The organism is Providencia sp. Marseille-Q8014 (assembly GCF_965112055.1).
Map to the genome: position 1 here is coordinate 636,301 of NZ_CBCOPT010000001.1, position 26,475 is coordinate 662,775.

Genomic DNA, 26,475 nt, shown 5'->3' on the forward strand with positions numbered 1-26,475 from the left:
CTATTAGCCTCTCGCAACTTTTTTAACATCAATTGCCACTACAGGTGGCAGCGCATAATAACTGGAATTGGTCTGTGATTTTTCTTTGAGACCCTCAGGAATTTGATACAGTGGGCTTAATTGAGCATATGTTTCAGCTGTTTTAGCATAGGATTGTGTACCCACTGTATCTAAATAGCGGAATGCGCCTCCACGGAAAGGAGGGAAACCAAGACCATAAACGAGTGCAATGTCAGCATCCGCTGGGCTTTGAATAATACCTTCTTCTAGGCAACGAACGACTTCATTGATCATTGGGATCATCATACGTGCGATGATCTCTTCTTTAGTAAATGAACGTTTTCCTTTACTAATTGACGCTAATAACGCATCAGTCTCTGGGTCATCGACCTTTTTCGGTTTTCCTTTTTTATCTTTTTCGTATTGATAAAAACCTTTGCCATTTTTTTGCCCAAAGCGTTGTGCTTCAAACATCACATCGATGGCATTCTTATTGGTCTTGCTCATACGCTCAGGGAAACCTAAAGCCATTACCTGTTCTGCGTGAAAAGCGGTATCGATCCCAACAACATCAAGTAGATAAGCGGGGCCCATAGGCCAGCCAAATTCTTTTTCCATGACTTTATCGATTTCTCTGAAGTCGGCACCATCCTGTAATAGCAAGTTAAAACCTGCAAAATAAGGAAAAAGAACCCTATTGACAAAGAACCCTGGGCAATCATTAACGACGATGGGGGTTTTACCCATTTTATTTGCGTAGGCAACAACTTTAGCGATGGTCTCATCGGTCGTTTTTTCACCGCGAATAATTTCAACCAATGGCATGCGGTGCACAGGGTTAAAGAAGTGCATTCCACAGAAATTTTCAGGTTTCTTCAGTGATTTGGCTAGTTCAGTAATCGGAATAGTAGAGGTATTGGATGCTAAGATTGTTTCAGGGCTAACTAATGCCTCAACTTCAGAGAGAACAGCCGCTTTAATTTTAGGATTCTCAATAACCGCTTCGACGACCACTTGTGCATTTTCAATGCCCGAGTAGGAGAGAGAAGGGTGAATGGATGCGAGAGTTTTCGCCATTTTTGAAGCGTTGATTTTGCCTCTTTCAAATTGAGCATTTAATAATTTATGGGCTTCTTCAATGCCTAAATCTAACGATTTTTCATTAATATCTTTCATCAGCACAGATACACCTTTGCTGGCTGATTGGTAGGCGATCCCGCCACCCATAATACCCGCGCCGAGTACGGCTGCATGTTTAGGGGCTTCTACATGGCGAGAAAGTCGTTTGCTAGTAGACTTAACTTGTTGGTCATTTAAGAAAATACTGACTAATGAACGAGCGACGTCACTGTGTGCAAGGGGAACAAAAGCGGCCATTTCATGTTTTAGCGCTTCATCACGAGAACAATTAGCGGCTTTTTCAATAGTATTGACTGCTGCCATTGGGGCTGGGTAATGTTTTCCCGCAACCTTATAAACCATTCCTTTCGCAACATTAAAGCTCATTGTTTGCTCAATAGGACTAAGTTGCAATGGTTGTAATTTCGGTTGACGTCGTTGCTGCCAATTAATCGCCCCAGAAATAGCTGACTCAATCAATTCTAATGCAGCTTGAGGGAGTTTTTCTGTTTCAACAACCGCATCCACTAATCCCATTTTTAACGCTTCGGCTGCACTGACATCTTTACCTGCGGTAATAATTTCGAGAGCGCTATCTAAGCCAATGAGTCTAGGCAAACGGACTGACCCACCAAAGCCAGGCATAATACCTAACTTAGTTTCAGGTAAACCTACGCGAGCATCTGGAGAGGCAATTCGTAAGTCGGTGGAAAGAATACATTCACAGCCGCCACCTAACGCGTAGCCATTAATGGCACTCACAGTAGGAACAGGCAAATCTTCTATACGATTAAAAATGCGATTTGCGTAGCTTAGCCATTCACTTAACATTTCTGCTGGTGCTTCAAAAAGAGAAAGAAATTCTTTGATATCAGCACCAACGATAAAAGCCGGTTTGTCAGATCTTAAAATAACACCCAAGAGTTCTGTTTGCTGTTCAAGAGTAGCAACTGCTTCATCAAGTGAAGCAACGGTATGAGTATCTAACTTATTTATTGGCTCGGCTGAGTTAAAAACGAGTTCTGCAATACCTGTTTTCAACCATTGAACATAGATTGTTTCACTTTGATAAAGCATGCCGCTCTCCTTATGATGATTTTATCATCTGGTACGACCAGATAGAATTGAGTGTGACTAGAATGTTAATAAAATGCAAATAATCAATAACAAAAGTGGAATGTTGATCACAGCAAACAGTAGGAATACAGGTTGATGAAAATAGTATTTTATTTACCAATCAATTAATTAAAGGGTTTTCTGTTTAGACTGCATACCAGTAAATTAAAGAACGTGCTAAGCTTTCATTTTCTAAATAAAGCTGAAAGGTTGAATGAAATGGAAAAACTGACTGCACTCTACGCTGAACATATTAAAACTTTGCAAACAACAACTCAGCAAGTCTTACAGCGCAGCAAGCTAGACGCCATACTGATTCATTCTGGTGAACCTCTACGTATCTTCCTTGATGACAGTGATTACCCCTTTAAAGTCAATCCTCACTTTAAAGCATGGGTACCTGTAACGGATGTCCCACATTCGTGGTTATTAGTTGATGGCGTAAATAAACCTAAATTATGGTTTTATTCACCTGTTGATTATTGGCACAGTGTTGAACCGCTACCGAATAGTTTCTGGACAAAAGAAGTTGAACTTATTCATTTAAAAAATGCTGACGATATTAGCCAATTTTTAGCGAATCTTTCTAAGGATAATATGGCATATATTGGTTCTGCTAAAGAAAGAGCAGAATCATTAGGTATTCGCTTACAAAACATTAACCCAAAACCTGTTATTGATTTTTACCATTTTCACCGCTCATATAAAACGGATTATGAGATGTACTGCATGCGTGAAGCTCAGAAAATGGCGGTAAACGGCCATTTATCGGCATTTGAAGCTTTTCAAGCGGGTATGAGTGAGTTTGATATCAATATTAGCTACTTACAGGCGACAGGCCATCGTGATACCGATGTTCCTTACGGTAATATTGTTGCGCTGAATGAAAATGCGGCTGTATTGCATTACACCAAATTACAGCAACAAGCGCCGAGTGAGATTAGAAGCTTTTTGATCGACGCGGGTGCAGAATATAATGGCTATGCCGCAGATATCACACGCACTTATGCAGCAAAAGGCAAAAGTGACTTCGCTGCACTCGTTGCTGATTTAAATAAAGAGCAGTTATCACTCATCGACACGATTAAAGCGGGTGTTCGTTATACGGATTATCATGTCGATATGCATCATAGAATTGCCAAGTTATTGAAAAAACACTCAATAATTAAAGGGGTAAGTGAAGAAGTTATGGTGGAAAAAGGGCTCACTACGCCATTTTTACCTCATGGCTTAGGTCATCCTTTAGGCCTACAAGTCCATGATGCTGCTGGCTTTATGCAAGATGAAGAGGGAACATTACTTGCCGCACCGAAAATGTACCCATTCTTGCGTTGTACTCGTGTACTTGAACCGAGAATGGTCGTAACCATTGAGCCAGGCTTATATTTTATTGAATCCTTGTTATCATCTTGGCGTTCTAGCGAGTTTAATCAATATTTTAATTGGGAAAAGATTGAACAATTCAAGCCATATGGTGGTATTCGTATTGAAGACAACATTATCATTCACCATAATCGAGTTGAAAATATGACGCGAGATTTGCAATTACCGTAATGAAAGCTTATTTAATACCGGCTGAATCTATTTCTTATACAGAAGAAATTAAGAAAAGCCGTTTTATTACCTATCTTGCACATACCGATGGTATTGATGCTGCAAAAGATTATATTCAATCGATTAAAGCACAATACCCAGATGCTCGGCACCATTGCTGGGCATTTGTTGCTGGGCGTCCCGATGACTCCCAGCAGCTTGGTTTTTCTGACGATGGCGAGCCGACTGGTACGGCAGGAAAGCCAATAATGGCACAATTACTTGGAAGTCATTTAGGTGAGGTTACTTGCGTCGTTGTGCGTTATTTTGGTGGGATTAAGTTAGGCACAGGGGGGTTAGTTAAAGCTTACGGTAACGGAGCTCAACAGGCACTTAAGTTATTACCAACACAGACGAAAGTACCCCAAAAATTTTTTCATCTCGTTTGTGATTATTCATTTATTAATACGGTCGAGCAGTTGGTTGCGCAAGTGAATGGTATGATTGTGCATAGCGAATACAATGAAACAGTTTTCTTGCGAATTGCAATTCCTGCTACCTTAGAACACGAAGTCAATGATAAATTACGCGATATGAGTCGCGGAGCTTTAGAGCTTATACCGGAATCTGAATCGTTAATTGGTTAGCAAGGAACCTGCCGAATGCATTTTCGTGCAATAACCCGTATTGTCGGGCTACTCGTCATTATTTTCTCTTTTACCATGGTTGTTCCTGGTATTGTTGCGTTAATTTATCGTGATGGCGCTGGACGAGCATTTAGTCAAACTTTTGTTGCGGCTTTAGTGATCGGTCTGCTTTTGTGGATCCCTACCCGTAATAGCAAACATGAACTTAAAGCAAAAGAAGGTTTCTTAATCGTAGTATTATTTTGGACAGTTCTTGGTAGCGTAGGGGCATTACCCTTTATTTTCTCTGAGAAGCCAAATCTCTCAATAACGGATGCTTTCTTTGAGTCTTTTTCTGGATTAACGACAACGGGTGCAACAACGTTAACAGGCTTAGATACGCTGCCTAAAGCGATTTTATTTTATCGACAAATGTTACAATGGCTTGGCGGCATGGGGATCATTGTACTCGCTGTGGCTATTCTCCCATTATTGGGGGTTGGGGGAATGCAGCTTTATCGAGCTGAAATGCCGGGGCCACTGAAAGATAATAAGATGCGTCCTCGTATTGCGGAAACCGCGAAAACACTTTGGCTGATTTATGTCTTACTGACCATTATTTGTGCTATCGCACTGTGGATCGCTGGAATGGATGTTTTTGATGCGATTTCCCATAGTTTTTCAACAATAGCGATTGGCGGCTTCTCAACTCATGATGCGAGTGTCGGCTATTTTAATAGTCCTGCTATCAATACCATTATTGCAATTTTCTTGCTGATATCGGGTTGTAATTTCGGTTTACATTTTGCGGTATTAACTGGACGTAGCTTAGGGATCTATTGGCGTGATCCTGAATTTAAAACATTTATTAGCTTTCAGTTAGTGCTCGTTATTATTTGTACATTGGTTTTACTCTATCATTCAGTCTATGGTTCTTTCGGACAGACACTTGATCAAGCTTTTTTCCAAGTCGTCTCAATGGCTACAACGGCAGGCTTTACGACTGATAGCTTTGCAGGATGGCCTTTATTTTTACCCATGCTTCTATTATGTGCGGCATTTGTGGGTGGCTGTGCTGGATCGACGGGGGGTGGGTTAAAGGTTATCCGTATTTTATTACTGTTTTTGCAAGGTTCCCGAGAGTTAAAAAGGTTGGTCCATCCTAATGCGGTTTATACCATAAAATTAGGCCAAAGAGCATTACCTGAGAGGATCATTGAAGCTGTTTGGGGATTCTTTTCTGCTTATGCATTGGTATTTGTAGTGAGTCTACTTCTGTTAATCGCGACGGGTGTTGATGAGTTTTCTGCTTTTTCTGCTATAGCAACAACGTTAAATAACTTAGGGCCCGGACTTGGAACCGTTGCAGATAACTTTACCTCAATGAACCCCACTGGGAAGTGGATACTAGTTGTGACCATGTTATTTGGTCGTCTTGAAGTCTTTACATTATTAGTGTTATTCACACCAACATTTTGGCGTGATTAGCCATATTAGGATTAAGAATGAGTTATTTACTTTTGCATTCAAGTACTGATGGGCAAACGAAAAAAATTGTTTTAAAAATAGCTGAACAATTAAGAAGCTTAGGGCATCAATGTGATATTCGTGATTTAAATACTGAAAAGAATATCAATATAGCGTCCTATGAGAAGGTGTTGGTTGGGGCATCTATTCGCTATGGCCATTTTAACAAATCACTTGTACGGTTTGTTAATATGCATCAACAGCAATTGAATGTGATGAAAACGGCTTTCTTTGGTGTAAACCTCACCGCAAGAAAAGAAGGAAAAGATACCCCAGAGACAAATGCCTATACGCGTAAGTTTTTAGAGAAAAGTCTTTGGAAGCCGACATTAAAATCTGTATTTGCTGGCGCTTTGATGTATCCCAAGTATGGCTGGTTTGATAAGACAATGATTCGCTTTATTATGAAGATGACCGATGGCCCTACTGACCCCAATACAGAGATCGAATACACAGATTGGGAAAAGGTCAGTCAATTTACTCAAGAATTTGAACGCTTGTAGTACATATTTTTAGCAATAAGTGATGATTTTAAGCGATTTGTCTAATGTTTCATCGGTTGAAATAAAAAGTTTAAAAAACACTTGCTAGAATTTTCTGACTCCCTATAATGCGCATCCGTTGTCACGACAAACCGCTTCGGTGGTCAGGTTGAAAAAGAAACCCTCGTGATGACTGAGGTGAAAAAGAGAGAAAAAGTTGAAAATAATCACTTGACTTTCTGACAGAAAAACGTAGTATACGACACCTCGCGACAACAACCTAAACGGTTAATATCGAAAGATAAAGTCGCAACGCTCTTTAACAATTTATCAGACAATCTGTGTGGGCACTCACAGGACACTATCAAAAAAATATTTGATTTTAAGTCTTGAAGAGTGACTAACACGTTAATTCATATATGAACTAACAATGTGCAATTCGATTGTGGAAGGATAACGCGAAGGCGAGTGAGCATTTCCGAGACAGTACTGAGGTACGGCGAGGAAAGCGCAGCGAAGCCGACAAAGTTAGCCGAACAGAAGCGAATTGATAAACAGTTTAATTCTTTGAGCATCAGACTACTTTTAATTGAAGAGTTTGATCATGGCTCAGATTGAACGCTGGCGGCAGGCCTAACACATGCAAGTCGAGCGGTAACAGGGGAAGCTTGCTTCCCGCTGACGAGCGGCGGACGGGTGAGTAATGTATGGGGATCTGCCCGATAGAGGGGGATAACTACTGGAAACGGTGGCTAATACCGCATAATCTCTAAGGAGCAAAGCAGGGGACCTTCGGGCCTTGCGCTATCGGATGAACCCATATGGGATTAGCTAGTAGGTGGGGTAATGGCTCACCTAGGCGACGATCCCTAGCTGGTCTGAGAGGATGATCAGCCACACTGGGACTGAGACACGGCCCAGACTCCTACGGGAGGCAGCAGTGGGGAATATTGCACAATGGGCGCAAGCCTGATGCAGCCATGCCGCGTGTATGAAGAAGGCCCTAGGGTTGTAAAGTACTTTCAGTCGGGAGGAAGGCGTTGATGCTAATATCATCAACGATTGACGTTACCGACAGAAGAAGCACCGGCTAACTCCGTGCCAGCAGCCGCGGTAATACGGAGGGTGCAAGCGTTAATCGGAATTACTGGGCGTAAAGCGCACGCAGGCGGTTGATTAAGTTAGATGTGAAATCCCCGGGCTTAACCTGGGAATGGCATCTAAGACTGGTCAGCTAGAGTCTTGTAGAGGGGGGTAGAATTCCATGTGTAGCGGTGAAATGCGTAGAGATGTGGAGGAATACCGGTGGCGAAGGCGGCCCCCTGGACAAAGACTGACGCTCAGGTGCGAAAGCGTGGGGAGCAAACAGGATTAGATACCCTGGTAGTCCACGCTGTAAACGATGTCGATTTGGAGGTTGTGCCCTTGAGGCGTGGCTTCCGGAGCTAACGCGTTAAATCGACCGCCTGGGGAGTACGGCCGCAAGGTTAAAACTCAAATGAATTGACGGGGGCCCGCACAAGCGGTGGAGCATGTGGTTTAATTCGATGCAACGCGAAGAACCTTACCTACTCTTGACATCCAGAGAATTTAGCAGAGATGCTTTAGTGCCTTCGGGAACTCTGAGACAGGTGCTGCATGGCTGTCGTCAGCTCGTGTTGTGAAATGTTGGGTTAAGTCCCGCAACGAGCGCAACCCTTATCCTTTGTTGCCAGCGATTCGGTCGGGAACTCAAAGGAGACTGCCGGTGATAAACCGGAGGAAGGTGGGGATGACGTCAAGTCATCATGGCCCTTACGAGTAGGGCTACACACGTGCTACAATGGCGTATACAAAGAGAAGCGACCTCGCGAGAGCAAGCGGAACTCATAAAGTACGTCGTAGTCCGGATTGGAGTCTGCAACTCGACTCCATGAAGTCGGAATCGCTAGTAATCGTAGATCAGAATGCTACGGTGAATACGTTCCCGGGCCTTGTACACACCGCCCGTCACACCATGGGAGTGGGTTGCAAAAGAAGTAGGTAGCTTAACCTTCGGGAGGGCGCTTACCACTTTGTGATCCATGACTGGGGTGAAGTCGTAACAAGGTAACCGTAGGGGAACCTGCGGTTGGATCACCTCCTTACCATTGAAGTGTTCTTGTGAAGTGTTCACACAGATTGTCTGATGAAATAGAGTCAACGGTATCAATAGGCTTGTAGCTCAGGTGGTTAGAGCGCACCCCTGATAAGGGTGAGGTCGGTGGTTCAAGTCCACTCAGGCCTACCACTTTTTGCTTATGCTGCGTTGTAGCTTAGCTCGTTTACCCGCGTAAACGTCGCCAAGACTACGCCTTGCCTAAGAAAAAAGACCTTCCGAAGACGCGAACCGCGTAAAGAAGAAGATAATTGGTACTGTCAAACCTGTTATGGGGCTATAGCTCAGCTGGGAGAGCGCCTGCCTTGCACGCAGGAGGTCAGCGGTTCGATCCCGCTTAGCTCCACCATAATACTTTTGAATTATTCAGAATAGATTAGTTATAGTCTATTGCGAATAATTATGCTCTTTAACAATCTGGAACAAGCTGAAAATTGAAACAACGCACATTGTTTATCGCTTAAACAATGTGAGAGTCTCTCAAAAATCTCAACGCGAATGCTGTTTTGTCATGATGGCAACTGTAATGAGCGAGCAGTGTGAAATTCAAGGCGGACAGCGCACAGCAAGCGCAGCGTACATTCGTACGTGAGCATTGCGAGCACTGCCCAACGCAGAAGTTCACCACGCGCAGCCATTACCGATCAGAACGACACGAAAAGACACCTTCGGGTTGTGAGGTTAAGCGACTAAGCGTACACGGTGGATGCCTAGGCAATCAGAGGCGATGAAGGACGTGCTAATCTGCGAAAAGCGTCGGTAAGGTGATATGAACCGCTATAGCCGACGATGTCCGAATGGGGAAACCCAGTGCAATTCGTTGCACTATCGTTTGATGAATCCATAGTCAAACGAGGCGAACCGAGGGAACTGAAACATCTCAGTACCTCGAGGAAAAGAAATCAACCGAGATTCCCCTAGTAGCGGCGAGCGAACGGGGAGCAGCCCAGAGTCTTAATCAGCATCAGCATCAGGAGAACGGTCTGGAAAGTCCGGCAGTAAAGGGTGATAGCCCCGTATCCGAAGGTGTTGGTGTTGTGAACTCGACGAGTAGGGCGGGACACGTGTTATCCTGTCTGAATATGGGGGGACCATCCTCCAAGGCTAAATACTCCTGATTGACCGATAGTGAACCAGTACCGTGAGGGAAAGGCGAAAAGAACCCCGGCGAGGGGAGTGAAATAGAACCTGAAACCGTGTACGTACAAGCAGTGGGAGCACCTTTTAGGTGTGACTGCGTACCTTTTGTATAATGGGTCAGCGACTTATATTCTGTAGCAAGGTTAACCGTATAGGGGAGCCGTAGGGAAACCGAGTCTTAACTGGGCGATTAAGTTGCAGGGTATAGACCCGAAACCCGGTGATCTAGCCATGGGCAGGTTGAAGGTTGGGTAACACTAACTGGAGGACCGAACCGACTAATGTTGAAAAATTAGCGGATGACTTGTGGCTGGGGGTGAAAGGCCAATCAAACCGGGAGATAGCTGGTTCTCCCCGAAAGCTATTTAGGTAGCGCCTCGTGAACTCATCTTCGGGGGTAGAGCACTGTTTCGGCTAGGGGGTCATCCCGACTTACCAACCCGATGCAAACTACGAATACCGAAGAATGTTATCACGGGAGACACACGGCGGGTGCTAACGTTCGTCGTGAAGAGGGAAACAACCCAGACCGCCAGCTAAGGTCCCAAAGTCATGGTTAAGTGGGAAACGAAGTGGGAAGGCTCAGACAGCCAGGATGTTGGCTTAGAAGCAGCCATCATTTAAAGAAAGCGTAATAGCTCACTGGTCGAGTCGGCCTGCGCGGAAGATGTAACGGGGCTAAACCATGCACCGAAGCTGCGGCAGCGACATTTAGATGTTGTTGGGTAGGGGAGCGTTCTGTAAGCCTGTGAAGGTGTGCTGCGAGGCATGCTGGAGGTATCAGAAGTGCGAATGCTGACATAAGTAACGATAATGCGGGTGAAAAACCCGCACGCCGGAAGACCAAGGGTTCCTGTCCAACGTTAATCGGGGCAGGGTGAGTCGACCCCTAAGGCGAGGCAGAAATGCGTAGTCGATGGGAAACAGGTTAATATTCCTGTACTGGTGATAATTGCGATGGGGGGACGGAGAAGGCTAAGCTGGCCGGGCGACGGTTGTCCCGGTTTAAGGATGTAGGCAGGTGAATTAGGCAAATCCGGTTCACTATATGCTGAGGTCTGATGACGAGTCACTACGGTGGCGAAGTAGCTCATGCCCCGCTTCCAGGAAAAGCCTCTAAGCTCTAGATTATCATTAATCGTACCCCAAACCGACACAGGTGGTCAGGTAGAGAATACTCAGGCGCTTGAGAGAACTCGGGTGAAGGAACTAGGCAAAATGGTGCCGTAACTTCGGGAGAAGGCACGCTGGCGCTAGGTGAAGTCCCTTGCGGATGGAGCTGAAGCCAGTCGCAGATACCAGCTGGCTGCAACTGTTTATTAAAAACACAGCACTGTGCAAACACGAAAGTGGACGTATACGGTGTGACGCCTGCCCGGTGCTGGAAGGTTAATTGATGGGGTTATCCGTAAGGAGAAGCTCTTGATCGAAGCCCCAGTAAACGGCGGCCGTAACTATAACGGTCCTAAGGTAGCGAAATTCCTTGTCGGGTAAGTTCCGACCTGCACGAATGGCGTAATGATGGCCAGGCTGTCTCCACCCGAGACTCAGTGAAATTGAACTCGCTGTGAAGATGCAGTGTACCCGCGGCAAGACGGAAAGACCCCGTGAACCTTTACTATAGCTTGACACTGAACATTGAGCCTTGATGTGTAGGATAGGTGGGAGGCTTTGAAGTGTGGACGCCAGTCTGCATGGAGCCAACCTTGAAATACCACCCTTTAATGTTTGATGTTCTAACGTGGCCCCATCATCTGGGGTGCGGACAGTGTCTGGTGGGTAGTTTGACTGGGGCGGTCTCCTCCCAAAGAGTAACGGAGGAGCACGAAGGTTGGCTAAGCATGGTCGGACATCATGCGGTTAGTGCAAAGGCATAAGCCAGCTTGACTGCGAGAGTGACGGCTCGAGCAGGTACGAAAGTAGGTCTTAGTGATCCGGTGGTTCTGAATGGAAGGGCCATCGCTCAACGGATAAAAGGTACTCCGGGGATAACAGGCTGATACCGCCCAAGAGTTCATATCGACGGCGGTGTTTGGCACCTCGATGTCGGCTCATCACATCCTGGGGCTGAAGTAGGTCCCAAGGGTATGGCTGTTCGCCATTTAAAGTGGTACGCGAGCTGGGTTTAGAACGTCGTGAGACAGTTCGGTCCCTATCTGCCGTGGGCGTTGGAAGATTGAAAGGGGCTGCTCCTAGTACGAGAGGACCGGAGTGGACGCACCACTGGTGTTCGGGTTGTCATGCCAATGGCACTGCCCGGTAGCTAAGTGCGGAAGAGATAACCGCTGAAAGCATCTAAGCGGGAAACTTGCCTTGAGATGAGTCTTCCCTGACTCTTTAAGGGTCCTAAAGGAACGTTTAAGACTAAGACGTTGATAGGCTGGGTGTGTAAGCGTAGCGATACGTTGAGCTAACCAGTACTAATGAACCGTGAGGCTTAACCTGACAACACCGAAGGTGTTTTAGAGAGAACGTTGTGAAGCGCACGCAGAGTGCGAGAAATTAGCTTGTTCAAGATTGCTGTTCTGGTTGGTGTAAGCCAACGGGAACGAAAACCGAATTTGTCTGGCGGCAATAGCGCGGTGGTCCCACCTGACCCCATGCCGAACTCAGCAGTGAAACGCCGTAGCGCCGATGGTAGTGTGGGGTCTCCCCATGTGAGAGTAGGGAACTGCCAGACATTAAATTAGTGAGAAAGCCACCCATCGGGTGGCTTTTTTGCGTTTGGGGGATGTGATACCGTTTTATCATCCTTCTGCCTTACTGTCACCACCAACCCCATCCACGGCGCTTCCTTGCCAATCCTGCACCAGCGAACCGCATATTGATAGCCAACACATTGAGTAGAGATAAAGGAATGGCTCACTATTCGACTTATTTTCATGGTTGAGACCATTTTATAGGATGACTGGTGTTTATTTTTATGAATCGCAATCGGTATCTAAATAACATCATGGTTTAGATCGCTTTATCATACTGAGTACTCGATATCCATCTCATCAACTTATAGGTAAATAACTCGCTAGCTTATAAGCTCTGGCCTCAGAGGCTGTTAGGGGAGAGTCAAATAGCGGTAGAGATCATTGACGACCTTTAGCTCATTCTTGTTAAGGATGGTTTTTTATTATTCTGACCATAATAGAAGGAGACGAATATTTATTGAGTAAAGCATGAATCAGTCGTTGAAACCGTTTTTTTTCTGCATCTTTTATTAAAATACGACAACTAATAATATCAATAAAATCAACTCATAAAGTAAAAGTCATTCAGTTTATTGATCTTATGCCATTCCTACTTGCTATATCGGTTAGCGATAAACGAGTCACGCATCCTTTATGAGGGCTGGTTCGCATACGAGATATAGGTGTAGAGTTGCATGTGTGATGATTGGCCGCTTACATTTTACTGCTATTGAATTGCTATTTATCATTCGCTACAGCATTGAGTCTCACTCCTTCTTGCCATCTTTCTTGCCAGTCATTCGCCCATGCTAAATATTCCTTCGTCGTTTATAGGCATTAGCTTACGAGATTGTCAGGGGAGAAGTAGAGGCTATTCAACACAACTGCTCACTAATAATGTAAAACATTCTGTATTTGAGGCGTAATGAATATTGGCTAAACTATGGCAAAAATGGAACGGGTCAACAATGGCGTAGAACGACTTGGTATTGTGATTCGGTGGGTTGTACAAGTGAGTTGGTAAGGGCTAACGGTAATACTGATATTATGAATGAGCCGTAGTGAAAAGGCGTAAACCACAGCTTACTCATCCTAGAATGAGATGTTAATTTCATGAGAAAGCAGAATGACTCATTATGAATTGATGACTTGTCAGTTATTATTGATTGAAATGGTATATCTGACGCTAGCGATGGATTAATTAAATTTAAGCAATGGATATTGATTGATAATCAATTTAAACCATGGAGTGAAATGCTCTGGGTTAGTTTTTATCTCTTGTTGTAAGTCAGAAGGTAAGATCCAGCGAATCGCAGAAACTTCATTTGGGTTAGGTTTAACAATGCCGTCATATTGACCAACGAATAGGTGGTCATACTCATGTTCAATTAAATCACCAGTGACTTGGGCATGGTAAATAAAATGTCCAACCGGAGAAATATCTGTGGTAAATCCAAGTTCTTCCATTAATCGACGTTTCGCTGCTGCCAGTGTTTCTTCTTTTGGATGAGGGTGACTACAACAACTATTTGCCCACTGTCCTGCTGAATGGTATTTATGAGCGGCACGTTGCTGAATGAGTAGTTCACCTTTAGCATTGAAAATAAAAACTGAAAATGCACGGTGTAATTTACCCAGTTGATGCGCTAATAACTTCGGCATACTGCCTATAGGGGTATCTTGCTCATCAACAAGAATGATATTTTCTTCCATTAGTTAGTCTTAGATATTGAGTAAATTGTGGGACTGATGATCATATTATAGTTTAATGCGTATGGCTTGTAGATTTGAGCCTTTTAATTGATTGATAGAATCCTAGTCGCATAGTTGTTATATGCGTCTAGGAATTCCTGTGAAATTAAATATGCAGTGTTTGGTTGTTGTGTGTTGATACTCACTATTTTTGCTGAAGTACCCATACCGCAGCCTCAACACGTGATTTGAGATTTAATTTTTTGAGTAAATGTTTTACGTGAACTTTGACAGTACTTTCAGCAATATCGAGTTTACGTGCGATCATTTTGTTTGAGAGGCCTTGTGAAATAAGGTCTAGTATATTCGTTTCTCGGGGGGTTAACGACAGTAGATTATTTTCAGTTTGTGGACGATTATCTCTGAGGGATTCCGCTAATACAGATGTTAATGCAGGGCTCACTACCATTTTACCACTCGCGGCTTCTTTAAGCGCCACGATTAACTCTTCGGGTTCCATATCTTTTAGCAGGTAGCCATCTGCACCGCGTTTTAAGGCACTTACGAGGTCTTCACCATAATTAGATACAGTAAAAAGAATAATTCTACCTGATAATTCGCGTTTTCTCAGCTCATCAAGGGTTTCAAATCCATTCATGCCTGGCATATTTAAGTCGAGAAGAATAAGGTCTGGATCTTGTTCTTCAGCGATTTTTATTCCTGTGGCTCCATCACCTGCCTCACCAACTACACATAATGAGGGTTCTAGGCTAATTAATTGTTTGACGCCATTTCTTAACATCGGGTGGTCATCAATGAGTAAAATCGTTGATTTTTCGCTTGTTGTGTTTGTATTTTCCATGAATTGTGTTACTCCAAAATAATTAAGCTACAGGTAAAGAGAATGTGACTTTAACGATTGTTCCACCTTGTGCTCTCGGAATTATGTCACATTTACCATTAAGGCTAAGTGCCCTCTCTCTCATAATAATTAAACCGTAATGGTTTTGTTTATCGGGTGTAGGGCCTATTCCTTCACCATTATCTTCGATTGAAATCGTGACAATTCCCGAATCTTGTTGAAGGGTGACTTGTGCCCAGTTTGCATGAGCGTGCTTAAGAATATTACTCAGTGCTTCTCGGATTATCTGTATAATATGAATAGATTGGTGTGGCGAAATACTCTTCGCTGGCAGGTGGTAATTTAATAAAACAGGGAAGCCCATTTTTTGGCTAAATTCATTGATGGTATTTTCTAATGATGGGAGTAGCCCAGGTTCAGTGAGCTTTAATCGGAATGTCGTTAATAATTCTCTAAGCTGGCTGTATGCGGTATTAATTTCATTTCGCATTTCACTCAGCAATTGTTGATGTTTTTCAGGTAGCGACTCTGGCTGCATTTGTAGATAGCTAATTTGCATTTTTAGACAAGAAAGTGATTGCGCTATCGAATCATGTAATTCTCTTGCAATAGCAGAGCGTTCATCCATTATTAATAGCTGCTGCTGTTGTTCAATTTGATGTTCCATCGCTAGCATGCCTGATATTTGTTTTACGAGCATGAGAACTAAATTATTCTGTTCGTCAGAAAGCGCCTCATTTGCTTCAATTTCGGCCACGATGACACCATAGCGGTGAATATTATCAGAGAGCTCCCATGATAACGTCTTAGGATGATAGAGGTTATCTTTTGGATTAGACAATGTATCTTCAGAGTGAGCGCTGTTTGATGAGCTGCAAATTTCATGAAAATAGGTTTCATTGCTATCTTCATAGAGCCTTAAACTCAAATTTTTTAATATTGTGATATCTTTAAGTTCACTGAGTACTCTGCCTAGTCGAATGTCGAGAGGTTCTGCGGAATGAAGTATTTGGTTTGATTGGTAAAGGTAAGACAGTACTTGGTTTTTATTACGTAAGTCTGCTGTTTTTTCGGTAACTCTCTGTTCAAGTTGATGATAGCTTTGTGCTAATTCATCTGACATTTGGTTTAATGTCAGCCCTAATGCATTCAATTCATCTTGTTTATTGTTATTTGGATAGCGTTGGCTAAAATCTTTTTGTCCAATCGCATTCGCCATTGTGAGTAGCTTCATCCATGGATAATAAATTTTGCGTCTCAAGTGCCAAATAGTGGCCATTAATAATAAAAAGACTAAGCCAATAAAGATCATTTGTGTCATCGCCACATAAGCAATTTTTCTTTCTGTTTTTTCATCGATATTATGAACAAGCTCATCAAGCATATTAACAAAGGCAATGACCTCATATCGAGCATCATTGGGAGTGAGCGCTTTATTTAGGGCGGGACGCAAAGTGTGTAGCCAAAAGTCATATAATTCTGAAAACTGAGTGGTTAAATCTTCAGATTTGATGACTTGTGTTAATTCTGGGCTAGATAAATCATTTTCTAGAGCGTTAAGGTATTCTTCAGAGTGATTATTTAAGGGAATTAAAGAGAGTAAGCGGTAACTTTGCATGCGAAGCGAACCTGATTTATTAATCGCATGCGCATTACCTTGTACACTAATAATCATACGATTTGAAATCGTCATGCCAATAATACCCAGCACGGCAATAAGTAGCATCAGCCCAATAACTTGGTTGATGATCGAAAATCGACGATGAAATGCCGGCATATTCACTTCCTTCAAAATAACCTCGCAATCTACTTTTCATAATGATTATATTGTTCAGAGATTGCGTCAATTTACATATACCACTTCAGGGTTAACTCTAAATTTCCTTTCTATAGAATAGCGCAAATATCTGGATAAAAGTAATTTATATAAATCTATTTTTATCTTTAATATTGATAGAGTTAACTAAATATACTTCTAATACCTCTCTAGGGGGGTGTTTATATAGTGTGCAAAATTTAACTTGAGTGTCTCTTGATTTAGATCAGTCTGATGGATGCTAAATGGACACAAACTGACCTCAGAAATGCGATTTATTGGGGTGAGTTATGTCTCAACAAGAAAATGTTAATACACAGACAAAACAGTCAGGTGCAATTATTCAGGATTGGCATCCTGAAGATACTCAGTTTTGGCAGAAAACAGGACAGCGAATTGCCAATCGAAATTTATGGATTTCGATTCCTTGTTTATTACTCGCTTTTTGCGTATGGATGTTATTTAGTGCAGTTGCCGTTAATCTAAATAAAGTCGGTTTTAATTTCACTACAGACCAATTATTTTTATTAACAGCGCTTCCTTCCGTTTCCGGTGCTCTTTTACGTGTGCCTTATTCATTTGTAATACCTATTTTTGGTGGTCGTCGTTGGACTGCAATCAGTACTATTTTTCTTGTTATTCCTTGTATTTGGTTAGGATTTGCGGTTCAAAATCCGGCTACACCTTATAGCGTTTTCGTCATTATTTCACTGCTATGTGGTTTTGCTGGGGCAAATTTTGCTTCTAGCATGGCAAATATTAGCTTCTTCTTTCCTAAAGCCCGCCAAGGTGGCGCTCTTGGACTTAATGGTGGCCTCGGTAATTTAGGGGTTAGTGTCATGCAGCTAGTGGCTCCTTTTATTGTTGGGATCGGCGTGTTCTCCTTTATGGGGGGAACAGGTACACCACAAGCAGATGGCTCGGTATTATGGTTAGAAAATGCAGCATGGATCTGGGTGCCTTTTCTGCTGTTTTTCACCGTCATGGCTTGGTTTGGCATGAACGACTTAGCCGCGAACCGCGCATCGTTAAAGGCTCAGCTTCCTGTATTAAAACGTTGCCATCTCTGGATACTCAGTTTTCTCTATCTCGCAACCTTTGGTTCTTTTATCGGTTTTTCAGCCGGTTTTGCGATGCTTTCTAAGACGCAATTCCCTGATGTCGTCATCTTACAATTTGCTTTCTTTGGCCCTTTACTTGGTGCGCTTGCTCGTCCAGCGGGGGGCATGTTGTCCGATCGTTTCGGTGGTGTAAAAGTCACTATTATCAACTTTATTATAATGGCGATTTTTTCGGGATTGCTGTTTTTCACCTTGCCTGAACAAGGCCAAGGTGGGTCGTTTATCGCATTTTATGCGGTGTTTATGGTGCTGTTTTTGACGGCAGGGTTGGGTAGCGGTTCGACTTTCCAAATGATCGCGGTTGTATTTCGTAAATTAACCATTGACCGCGCATACGCGCTAGGAGCAACAGAAGAAGAGGCTCAAAAACAAGCCGTGACAGAAAGTGCTGCTGCATTAGGTTTTATTTCAGCCATTGGCGCGATTGGTGGCTTTTTTATTCCTAAGGCTTTTGGGACTTCTTTAACACTGACGGGTTCACCTGCCGGTGCGATGAAAGTTTTCTTCGTGTTTTATGTCTCCTGTGTGTTCATCACATGGTTAGTTTATGGACGTAAACACAAATAATAACAATCAATAAAGACGATTTTAGCAATGTACGGCGCCTGCCGGCGTCTCTTTGGAGGCAATCCGAATGAGCAAATTTTTAGACCGATTTCGTTATTTTAAGCAACTTGGCGAAACATTTTCAGGTGATCATGGACAAGAGCTGAATGTTAACCGCGATTGGGAAAATGGTTACCGTAGCCGTTGGCAGCACGATAAAGTCGTGCGTTCCACGCATGGTGTTAACTGTACAGGGTCATGCAGTTGGAAGATATATGTTAAAAATGGCTTGGTAACATGGGAAACTCAACAGACAGATTACCCGCGTACACGACCTGATTTGCCTGATCATGAGCCAAGAGGGTGCCCTCGTGGGGCAAGTTACTCATGGTATCTGTATAGTGCTAATCGTGTGAAATACCCGATGGTGCGCAAACGTCTATTAAAGTTATGGCGTGAAGCGAAAGCGGAACATCAGGATCCAGTCGCGGCTTGGTCTTCTATTATTAATGATCCGCAAAAAGCTAAAAGCTATAAGCAAGCGCGCGGACGTGGTGGTTTTGTTCGTTCAAGCTGGCAAGAGGTGAATGAACTGATTGCCGCCGCTAATGTAACCACGATTAAGGAGTTTGGCCCCGACCGTATTATTGGTTTTTTCACCTATACCAGCGATGTCGATGGTTTCTTATGCATCAGGGGCGAGGTATTTATCGTTAATTGGTGGTGCTTGCCTGAGTTTTTATGACTGGTATTGTGATTTACCTCCAGCGTCTCCGATGACTTGGGGTGAACAGACCGATGTTCCAGAGTCAGCAGATTGGTATAACTCCTCTTACATCATTGCATGGGGTTCTAACGTACCTCAAACACGGACACCAGACGCCCATTTCTTTGCTGAAGTGCGCTATAAGGGCACAAAAACTGTCGCCGTTACCCCAGACTATGCTGAGATCGCTAAATTATGTGACCACTGGTTGAACCCTAAACAGGGTACTGACAGTGCAATGGCGATGGCGATGGGCCATGTCATCCTGAAAGAATTCCATGTGGACCGTCAAGCTGAATACTTCCGTGAATATGTCCGAACTTACACCGATATGCCAATGTTAGTGATGTTGGATGAGCGTGAAGATGGGAGCTATGCTGGCGGTAGAATGTTGCGTGCAGCGGATTTAGTGGGGTCTTTAGGCGAAGAAAAAAACGCTGAGTGGAAAACGATCGCGATTGATGAAGCAACAGGAAAACTGTGCGTACCACAAGGTTCGATGGGCTTTCGTTGGGATGAAAGTCGCAAATGGAATCTTGAACCTCGTAATGCGAAGGATGGGGCTGAGTTTAAAATGCAACTGAGCCTTTCTGAGACCTATGACGAGATAGTTGAGGTTGGTTTTCCGTACTTTGGTGGCTTAGAAAACGAATATTTTCAACATGTTGAACTGAAAGACATCCTGCTGCATAAATTGCCTGCCAAACGTATTCAACTTGCGGATGGTAAAGAAGTATTGGTCACCAGCGTTTATGATTTACTGCTTGCTAACTATGGTATTGACCGTGGCTTTGGTGATGAAAATTGTGCAGTCGATTACGATGATATGAAAGCATATTCACCTGCTTGGGCGGAGAAGGTGACAGGTGTGAGTCGCCAAAATATCATCCGTATAGCGCGTGAATTTGCAGAAACAGCCGAAAAAACCCATGGCCGTTCAATGGTGATTGTTGGAGCGGGTATCAATCACTGGTATCACATGGATATGACCTATCGAGCGATTATCAACATGTTGGTATTTTGTGGTTGTATTGGGCAAAGCGGCGGTGGTTGGTCTCATTATGTCGGCCAAGAAAAATTACGCCCACAAACAGGTTGGTTACCTCTTGCCTTTGGTTTAGATTGGCAGCGCCCACCTCGCCATATGAATAGTACCTCATTTTTCTACAATCACTCTAGCCAATGGCGTTATGAAACGGTTAGTACCGAAGAGCTATTATCACCACTCGCGGATAAAAAAGCGTTTAGTGGCAGCCTGATTGATTTGAATGTGCGTGCGGAGCGTATGGGATGGTTACCCTCTGCCCCACAATTAGGTATTAACCCGATCACTATCGCGAAAAAAGCTGAACAAGAGGGATTGTCGGCGGTGGATTATACCGTGAAGCAGCTTAAAGCAGGGAACATTCGTTTTGCTGCCGAGCAGCCTGATAATCCACAAAACTTCCCGCGTAACTTATTTATTTGGCGCTCTAATCTTTTAGGCTCTGCCGGTAAAGGGCATGAATATTTATTGAAATATTTATTAGGTACTGAAAATGGTATTCAAGGGCTTGATTTAGGGCAGCAAGGTGGCGTGAAGCCAGAAGAAGTTGAATGGGTTGATCAAGCAGCGGAAGGGAAAGTCGACTTAGTGGTCACGCTAGATTTTAGAATGTCTAGTACCTGTTTATTCTCGGATGTCGTGTTACCAACAGCTACGTGGTATGAAAAAGATGATATGAATACCTCGGATATGCATCCTTTTATTCATCCATTATCCGCAGCAGTTGATCCCGCTTGGGAATCTAAGAGTGACTGGGAGATCTATAAAGGGATTGCTAAAGCATTCTCTGAGGTGTGTGTTGGTCATTTAGGCAAAGAAACCGATATTGTGACATTGCCTATTCAACACGATAGCGCCGCTGAAATGGGACAACCTTTTGATGTGCGTGACTGGAAAAAAGGTCAATGTGAGTTGATCCCAGGAAAAACCGCGCCGCATCTTATGATGGTCGAACGTGATTATCCATCTATTTATGCACGTTACACATCATTAGGCCCTCTAATGGATAAACTGGGTAATGGTGGTAAAGGGATCAGTTGGAATACACAAGATGAAGTCGATTTCCTGAAAAAACTGAATAAAACTCAACCAAGCGGGGCTAATCAAGGGCGGCCGAAGATCGACACGGCAATTGATGCCGCTGAAGTGATCCTAACTTTAGCACCAGAAACGAATGGTCAGGTTGCCGTTAAAGCATGGGATGCGTTAGGAAAAGTGACTGGACGTGACCATACTCACTTGGCCCGCTATAAAGAAGATGAAAAAATCCGTTTCCGCGATATTGTCGCACAGCCACGTAAGATCATTTCTAGTCCAACATGGTCTGGTTTGGAAGATGAGCATGTGTCTTACAATGCGTGTTATACCAACGTTCACGAAATGATCCCTTGGCGTACTTTAAGTGGCCGTCAGCAATTGTATCAAGACCATGAATGGATGAGAGCCTTTGGTGAAAGTCTTGTGGTCTATCGTCCACCGATTGATACGCGTGCAGCTCAACCTCTAATGGGAAAAAAACCGAATGGTTTCCCAGAAAAAGCGCTGAACTTTTTAACACCGCACCAAAAATGGGGGATCCATTCAACTTATAGCGATAATTTGTTGATGTTAACGCTGGGTCGAGGCGGACCTATTGTGTGGCTAAGTGAGGAAGATGCTCGTCAATTAGGGATTAAAGACAATGATTGGGTTGAAGCTTTCAACAGTAATGGTGCGTTAACCGCTAAAGCTGTTGTCAGTCAGCGTATTCCTGATGGCATGATCATGATGTACCACGCTCAAGAGAGACTGATCAATCTACCTGGATCAGAAATCACTGCGCAACGCGGGGGGATCCATAATTCTGTAACCCGTGTCTGCCCTAAACCGACTCATATGATTGGTGGGTATGGGCATCTGGCCTATAGCTTTAATTATTACGGTACTGTGGGTTCTAACCGTGATGAGTTCGTGGTAGTGCGCAAAATGAAGCAGGTTGACTGGCTTGATGGTGAGCAAGATGGCTATCAGCAGACACTGAGCGGAAAGGAGAAAGCATAATGAAAATTCGTTCTCAAGTCGGCATGGTATTGAATCTCGACAAATGTATTGGCTGCCATACTTGTTCAGTGACCTGTAAAAATGTGTGGACTAGCCGTGAAGGTGTTGAATATGCCTGGTTTAATAACGTTGAAACTAAGCCAGGTATCGGTTACCCCCATAATTGGGAAGATCAGGATAAATGGAAAGGTGGCTGGATCCGTAATATCAAAGGCAAATTAATTCCTCGAATGGGGAATCGAGTCGGGGTGCTCTCTAAGATTTTTGCAAACCCAGATGTACCTGCTCTTGATGATTATTATGAGCCGTTCGATTATGACTATAGCCATCTAAAAAATGCCAAAGAGGGTCAACATATCCCCACGGCTCGTCCGCGCTCATTAATTACTGGGCAGCGTATGAGTAATGTGAATATGGGGCCAAACTGGGAAGATGATCTTGGTGGTGAGTTTAGTCAACGTGCGCATGACAAGAACTTCGACAATATACAAAAAGAGATGTACGGGCAATTTGAAAATACCTTCATGATGTATTTGCCTCGTTTATGTGAACACTGTTTGAATCCAGCCTGTGTTGCAACCTGTCCGAGTGGGGCTATTTATAAACGCTCAGAAGACGGCATTGTTTTGATCGACCAAGACAAATGTCGTGGCTGGCGGATGTGTTTAACGGGCTGTCCATATAAGAAAATCTATTTCAACTGGAAGAGTGGTAAGTCAGAAAAATGTATTTTCTGTTATCCACGTATCGAATCAGGTATGCCAACTGTGTGTTCTGAAACTTGCGTTGGACGTATCCGCTATTTAGGCGTGCTGCTTTATGATGCGGATAAAATTGAAGCTGCGGCAAGTACAGAAAAAGAAAAGGATTTGTATCAAAGTCAACGGGATGTTTTCCTTAATCCACATGATCCGATGGTGATTGAAGAAGCGCAAAAGCAAGGGATCCCTTTGAGCGTGATCGATGCCGCTCAGAGATCTCCCGTGTATAAAATGGCTATGGAATGGAAACTTGCTTTGCCATTACATCCTGAGTACCGAACTTTACCAATGGTATGGTATGTGCCGCCTTTATCACCCATTCAATCCGTTGCAGATGCCGGGATGTTAGCGAGCAATGGCGTATTGCCAGATGTTGAAAGCTTACGTATTCCAGTTCAGTACCTTGCCAATTTGTTAACGGCGGGGGATGTTGAGCCTGTTTTATTGGCGCTTAAACGTATGTTGGCGATGCGACATTACAAACGAGCCGAAACGGTCGAAAATCAGTGTGATACCAGTGCGTTAGAACAAGTTGGATTAACGGAAGCACAGGCACAAGAAATGTATCGTTATTTGGCGATAGCGAACTATGAAGATCGCTTTGTGATCCCATCGAGTCACCGTGAGTTAGCACGTGAAGCGTTCCCTGAAGCAAAAGCATGCGGCTTTAGCTTCGGTGACGGTTGTCATGGTAGTGATAATAAAGTGAATTTGTTCAACAGCCGCCGAATTGATGCGATAGATGTGACACCAAAAACACCGCAGGAGAAGACACTATGATCTCATTAAAAGTGATTTCTCGATTACTTGATTATCCAACTGAGGTGTTATGGCAACATCGTGACGAACTGATTGAAGCGTTAGAACAGGCAAATGAATTACCGTTTACGCAGGCTATACAATTGATGATGTTTGTTCGTGAATATCTCAATGAAGATCTTTTAGATATGCAAGCACAGTACTGTGAATTGTTTGATAGGGGGCGAGCCACATCCTTACTGTTGTTTGAACATGTGCATGGCGAGTCACGTGATAGAGGCCAAGCCATGGTTGACTTGATGGCGCAGTATCAGCAACAAGGTCTAGCGCTAAATAGTCGTGAGTTGCCTGACTACTTACCCATTTATTTAGAATACCTGACGATCTTAGTACCAGAGCAAACACGTGAAGGTTTGCAAGATATAGCCCCGATTCTGGCGTTATTAGGGGAAAGATTGAAACAGCGACAAAGCCGATTTGGTCTGTTGTTTGATTTATTGCTCTCCCTTTCTGATAGCACGATAGAGACGAGTCAATTACATGGTCAAGTAGCAGCGGAAGCACGTGATGATACACCAGAGGCACTCGATGCTGTTTGGGAAGAGGAGCAAGTGACATTCTTTGCTAATGAAAAAAGCTGTAATAGTGAAGTGACGGCTCATCAGCAACGTTTTGCGAATGCAGTGGTTCCTCAATATTTGAATCTTGATGCAGGCCATAATGCGGGAGTTCAAAAATGAATTTTATCAATCAATTCTTCTTCGATATTTATCCCTATATCGCCGGTACTGTGTTTATTGTTGGTAGCTGGTTACGTTATGACTATGGACAATATAGTTGGCGAGCGGGTTCTAGCCAGATGCTCGACAAGAAGAATATGCGTTTAGCATCGAATCTGTTTCATATAGGGATTATTGGTGTGTTTGTGGGGCACTTTTTCGGTATGTTAACGCCCCATTGGATGTATGAATCCTTCTTACCAATGCATATTAAACAGTTAATGGCAATGGTGGGTGGTGGGATATGTGGCGTCATGGTACTCGTGGGCGGAGCGATGCTCTTGAAGCGTCGCTTAACTAACCCTCGTGTCAGAGCGACATCGTCTTTTGGCGACATTATGATCTTAACTTTATTGGTTGTACAAGTTTGTTTGGGTCTGTTAACCATTCCATTCTCTGCTCAACATATGGACGGGAGTGAAATGTTGAAGCTAGTTGGCTGGGCACAATCCGTGGTGACTTTCCATTGGGGCGCTTCACAATACCTTGACGGTGTTGGAATTGTCTTTAAATTACACCTTGTTTTAGGGATGACACTGTTCTTATTGTTCCCATTCTGCCGATTGGTTCATATTTGGAGCGCGCCGATAGAATATATTTCGCGTCGTTACCAAATAGTAAGAAATCGCCATTAAAAATAGGCAGATAGATAACTGAAAGCCCCCTTTCATGTTCTTGTGTAGGCAACAAATATTGCTAATATAGCGACCCTATATCAAAGATATAGGGTTTTTTTACTTTTAAGCGGTTAAACGATTTTTAGCTTGTTTAATTAACGTGATGAGTAAGACGAGGACAATACCCACGAGCAAGCCGAAAATAAGGTTTGCAACAGGCGGCGTGATGAACTGCATGATTGAACCTATGGTTGGAGTGAGTGAGGCTGCTAAGGCTAACTCTTCAATCCAATTATAGATAATGCTAATACCATGAGTCAGAATTCCACCGCCAACCATAAACATCGCTGCGGTACCTACAATGGATAAGGTCTTCATCAAATAAGGCGTCGCATAAATCAAGCCTTTACCTAGCTGACTTAATAATTTTGCCCTTTTTTTCTGCAAGTAGAATCCGAGGTCATCAAGTTTTACGATACCCGCAACTAGCCCATACACGCCTACCGTCATAACAATCGCAATGATGGATAAAACAATAACTTGATTCATAAATGTTGTGGCGGAAACAATACCCAGTGTGATGGCTATAATCTCAGCAGACAGTACGAAGTCAGTGCGTACCGCACCTTTGATTTTACTCTTTTCAAATGCGGCAAGCTCTTCGGGTGACATTGTGGCTTGTTGTTCTCTTTTTTCGCTTCTGTCTTGGTTTGAATGCAGATACTTATGCATCAGTTTCTCTGCGCCTTCAAAGCACAGATAAGCCCCACCTATCATAAGGAGTGGTGTGACTGCCCAAGGAATAAATGCACTAATCAGTAAGGCAAGCGGAACTAATATCAATTTATTGATAAATGAACCTTTAGCCACGGCCCATACAACAGGGATTTCTCGTTCGGCTCGTACCCCCGTCACTTGTTGGGCATTTAACGCGAGATCGTCACCTAACACGCCAGAGGTTTTTTTCGCGGCCATTTTTGTCATGACGGAGACATCATCTAATACAGCTGCAATGTCATCGAGTAAAGCAAGTAAGCTACTTCCTGCCACAGAGTGATCCTTAATTATCCAATTTAAGATGCATTTAATGTTAATTAGGCTGATATTGCGATAATTAGTTCATCTTTGGATAGGTAAATAAATCTGATTTGGAGAAAATTCATGAAAATGGTCAAACGGAATGTCGTGTCTTTTTAATTATGAATTTTTTATGACAATGGAACCTACTGATCAATTTTCTCTCTAATCATCTAACTTATCTGGTTTAGATTGATGTCGGATATTGTACTTTTAGTCAAATAATGACGGAA

14 protein-coding genes, 2 tRNA genes, 3 rRNA genes and 1 pseudogene are annotated in these 26,475 nt (G+C 43.4%); 14 read left to right on the forward strand and 6 right to left on the reverse strand.

Features of this window, described 5'->3' with window-relative positions; all coding sequences use genetic code 11:
* Window positions 1-3: 3 nt before the first annotated feature.
* Window positions 4-2,196, reverse strand: a complete 2,193-nt coding sequence (gene fadB, locus ACWPW6_RS02725; protein ID WP_249999796.1) for a fatty acid oxidation complex subunit alpha FadB — start codon at window positions 2,194-2,196, stop codon at window positions 4-6.
* Window positions 2,197-2,454: 258 nt separating this feature from the next.
* Between fadB and pepQ the strand changes: the two genes are divergently transcribed.
* From pepQ to rrf, 9 genes are all read left to right on the forward strand, one after another.
* Window positions 2,455-3,789 carry a Xaa-Pro dipeptidase gene (gene pepQ / locus ACWPW6_RS02730; RefSeq protein WP_163860649.1) on the forward strand — a complete coding sequence of 445 codons (1,335 nt, stop codon included), beginning with the start codon at window positions 2,455-2,457 and terminating at the stop codon, window positions 3,787-3,789.
* Window positions 3,789-4,415 (forward strand): IMPACT family protein, encoded by a 627-nt coding sequence (locus tag ACWPW6_RS02735; protein WP_154624678.1) that lies wholly within the window; start codon window positions 3,789-3,791, stop codon window positions 4,413-4,415. The genes pepQ and ACWPW6_RS02735 overlap by 1 nt, the downstream gene beginning before the upstream one ends.
* Window positions 4,416-4,430: 15 nt before the next feature.
* Window positions 4,431-5,882 (forward strand): Trk system potassium transporter TrkH, encoded by a 1,452-nt coding sequence (gene trkH / locus ACWPW6_RS02740; protein WP_163860650.1) that lies wholly within the window; start codon window positions 4,431-4,433, stop codon window positions 5,880-5,882.
* A gap of 17 nt (window positions 5,883-5,899) precedes the next feature.
* Window positions 5,900-6,424, forward strand: coding sequence for a menaquinone-dependent protoporphyrinogen IX dehydrogenase (gene hemG / locus ACWPW6_RS02745; protein ID WP_154624680.1), 525 nt, complete (start codon window positions 5,900-5,902; stop codon window positions 6,422-6,424).
* Between the two features lie 565 nt (window positions 6,425-6,989).
* Window positions 6,990-8,529, forward strand: a 16S ribosomal RNA gene (locus ACWPW6_RS02750).
* Window positions 8,530-8,595: 66 nt separating this feature from the next.
* Window positions 8,596-8,672 (forward strand) — tRNA-Ile (locus ACWPW6_RS02755).
* 141 nt (window positions 8,673-8,813) lie between these two features.
* Window positions 8,814-8,889, forward strand: a tRNA-Ala gene (locus ACWPW6_RS02760).
* A gap of 330 nt (window positions 8,890-9,219) precedes the next feature.
* A 23S ribosomal RNA gene (locus ACWPW6_RS02765) occupies window positions 9,220-12,125 on the forward strand.
* A 119-nt stretch (window positions 12,126-12,244) separates the two neighbouring features.
* Window positions 12,245-12,360 (forward strand): 5S ribosomal RNA (gene rrf, locus ACWPW6_RS02770).
* Together the 16S, 23S and 5S rRNA genes with 2 tRNA genes alongside form the textbook arrangement of a ribosomal RNA operon.
* A gap of 6 nt (window positions 12,361-12,366) precedes the next feature.
* On the opposite strand, the gene ACWPW6_RS02775 is transcribed toward rrf, so the two are convergent.
* The 4 genes from ACWPW6_RS02775 to narX form a co-directional block, all read right to left on the reverse strand.
* Window positions 12,367-12,564, reverse strand: a complete 198-nt coding sequence (locus ACWPW6_RS02775; RefSeq protein WP_249999720.1) for a hypothetical protein — start codon at window positions 12,562-12,564, stop codon at window positions 12,367-12,369.
* Between the two features lie 994 nt (window positions 12,565-13,558).
* Window positions 13,559-14,074, reverse strand: a complete 516-nt coding sequence (gene idi / locus ACWPW6_RS02780) for an isopentenyl-diphosphate Delta-isomerase (protein ID WP_154624933.1) — start codon at window positions 14,072-14,074, stop codon at window positions 13,559-13,561.
* Window positions 14,075-14,258: 184 nt separating this feature from the next.
* A complete protein-coding gene (narL, locus tag ACWPW6_RS02785) occupies window positions 14,259-14,915 on the reverse strand; it encodes a two-component system response regulator NarL (RefSeq protein ID WP_154624932.1) in 657 nt (218 codons plus the stop codon).
* 22 nt (window positions 14,916-14,937) lie between these two features.
* Window positions 14,938-16,692 (reverse strand): nitrate/nitrite two-component system sensor histidine kinase NarX, encoded by a 1,755-nt coding sequence (gene narX, locus ACWPW6_RS02790; protein ID WP_249999799.1) that lies wholly within the window; start codon window positions 16,690-16,692, stop codon window positions 14,938-14,940.
* Between the two features lie 329 nt (window positions 16,693-17,021).
* On the opposite strand from narX, the gene ACWPW6_RS02795 reads away from it, so the two are divergent.
* The 5 genes and pseudogenes from ACWPW6_RS02795 to narI all read left to right on the forward strand — a co-directional run bounded on the left by ACWPW6_RS02795 (window position 17,022) and on the right by narI (window position 25,183).
* Window positions 17,022-18,419, forward strand: a complete 1,398-nt coding sequence (locus tag ACWPW6_RS02795) for a NarK family nitrate/nitrite MFS transporter (RefSeq protein WP_154624930.1) — start codon at window positions 17,022-17,024, stop codon at window positions 18,417-18,419.
* A gap of 67 nt (window positions 18,420-18,486) precedes the next feature.
* Window positions 18,487-22,249: pseudogene (locus ACWPW6_RS02800) on the forward strand (nitrate reductase subunit alpha).
* Window positions 22,249-23,790, forward strand: a complete 1,542-nt coding sequence (narH, locus tag ACWPW6_RS02805) for a nitrate reductase subunit beta (RefSeq protein ID WP_257759920.1) — start codon at window positions 22,249-22,251, stop codon at window positions 23,788-23,790. The pseudogene ACWPW6_RS02800 and the gene narH overlap by 1 nt, the downstream one beginning before the upstream one ends.
* A complete protein-coding gene (gene narJ / locus ACWPW6_RS02810; RefSeq protein ID WP_154624927.1) occupies window positions 23,787-24,509 on the forward strand; it encodes a nitrate reductase molybdenum cofactor assembly chaperone in 723 nt (240 codons plus the stop codon). The genes narH and narJ overlap by 4 nt, the downstream gene beginning before the upstream one ends.
* Window positions 24,506-25,183, forward strand: coding sequence for a respiratory nitrate reductase subunit gamma (gene narI / locus ACWPW6_RS02815; RefSeq protein ID WP_154624926.1), 678 nt, complete (start codon window positions 24,506-24,508; stop codon window positions 25,181-25,183). Before narJ ends, narI begins: the two co-directional genes overlap by 4 nt.
* A 105-nt stretch (window positions 25,184-25,288) precedes the next feature.
* Here the strand turns inward: narI and ACWPW6_RS02820 are convergent, their stop codons facing one another.
* Window positions 25,289-26,215: a DUF808 domain-containing protein gene (locus ACWPW6_RS02820; RefSeq protein WP_163860656.1), complete on the reverse strand. Its 927-nt coding sequence runs from the start codon at window positions 26,213-26,215 to the stop codon at window positions 25,289-25,291.
* Window positions 26,216-26,475: the final 260 nt, after the last annotated feature.

What these genes read in the sequence shown, in the direction of transcription:
- narH (WP_257759920.1), top strand. Translation starts at nt 22,249, where the DNA reads ATGAAAATTCGTTCTCAAGTCGGCATGGTATTGAATCTCGACAAATGT.
- ACWPW6_RS02735 (WP_154624678.1), top strand. Translation starts at nt 3,789, where the DNA reads ATGAAAGCTTATTTAATACCGGCTGAATCTATTTCTTATACAGAAGAA.
- narJ (WP_154624927.1), top strand. Translation starts at nt 23,787, where the DNA reads ATGATCTCATTAAAAGTGATTTCTCGATTACTTGATTATCCAACTGAG.
- narX (WP_249999799.1), bottom strand. Translation starts at nt 16,692, where the DNA reads ATGCCGGCATTTCATCGTCGATTTTCGATCATCAACCAAGTTATTGGG.
- ACWPW6_RS02775 (WP_249999720.1), bottom strand. Translation starts at nt 12,564, where the DNA reads ATGAAAATAAGTCGAATAGTGAGCCATTCCTTTATCTCTACTCAATGT.
- hemG (WP_154624680.1), top strand. Translation starts at nt 5,900, where the DNA reads ATGAGTTATTTACTTTTGCATTCAAGTACTGATGGGCAAACGAAAAAA.
- fadB (WP_249999796.1), bottom strand. Translation starts at nt 2,196, where the DNA reads ATGCTTTATCAAAGTGAAACAATCTATGTTCAATGGTTGAAAACAGGT.
- trkH (WP_163860650.1), top strand. Translation starts at nt 4,431, where the DNA reads ATGCATTTTCGTGCAATAACCCGTATTGTCGGGCTACTCGTCATTATT.
- narL (WP_154624932.1), bottom strand. Translation starts at nt 14,915, where the DNA reads ATGGAAAATACAAACACAACAAGCGAAAAATCAACGATTTTACTCATT.
- idi (WP_154624933.1), bottom strand. Translation starts at nt 14,074, where the DNA reads ATGGAAGAAAATATCATTCTTGTTGATGAGCAAGATACCCCTATAGGC.
- narI (WP_154624926.1), top strand. Translation starts at nt 24,506, where the DNA reads ATGAATTTTATCAATCAATTCTTCTTCGATATTTATCCCTATATCGCC.
- ACWPW6_RS02795 (WP_154624930.1), top strand. Translation starts at nt 17,022, where the DNA reads ATGTCTCAACAAGAAAATGTTAATACACAGACAAAACAGTCAGGTGCA.
- pepQ (WP_163860649.1), top strand. Translation starts at nt 2,455, where the DNA reads ATGGAAAAACTGACTGCACTCTACGCTGAACATATTAAAACTTTGCAA.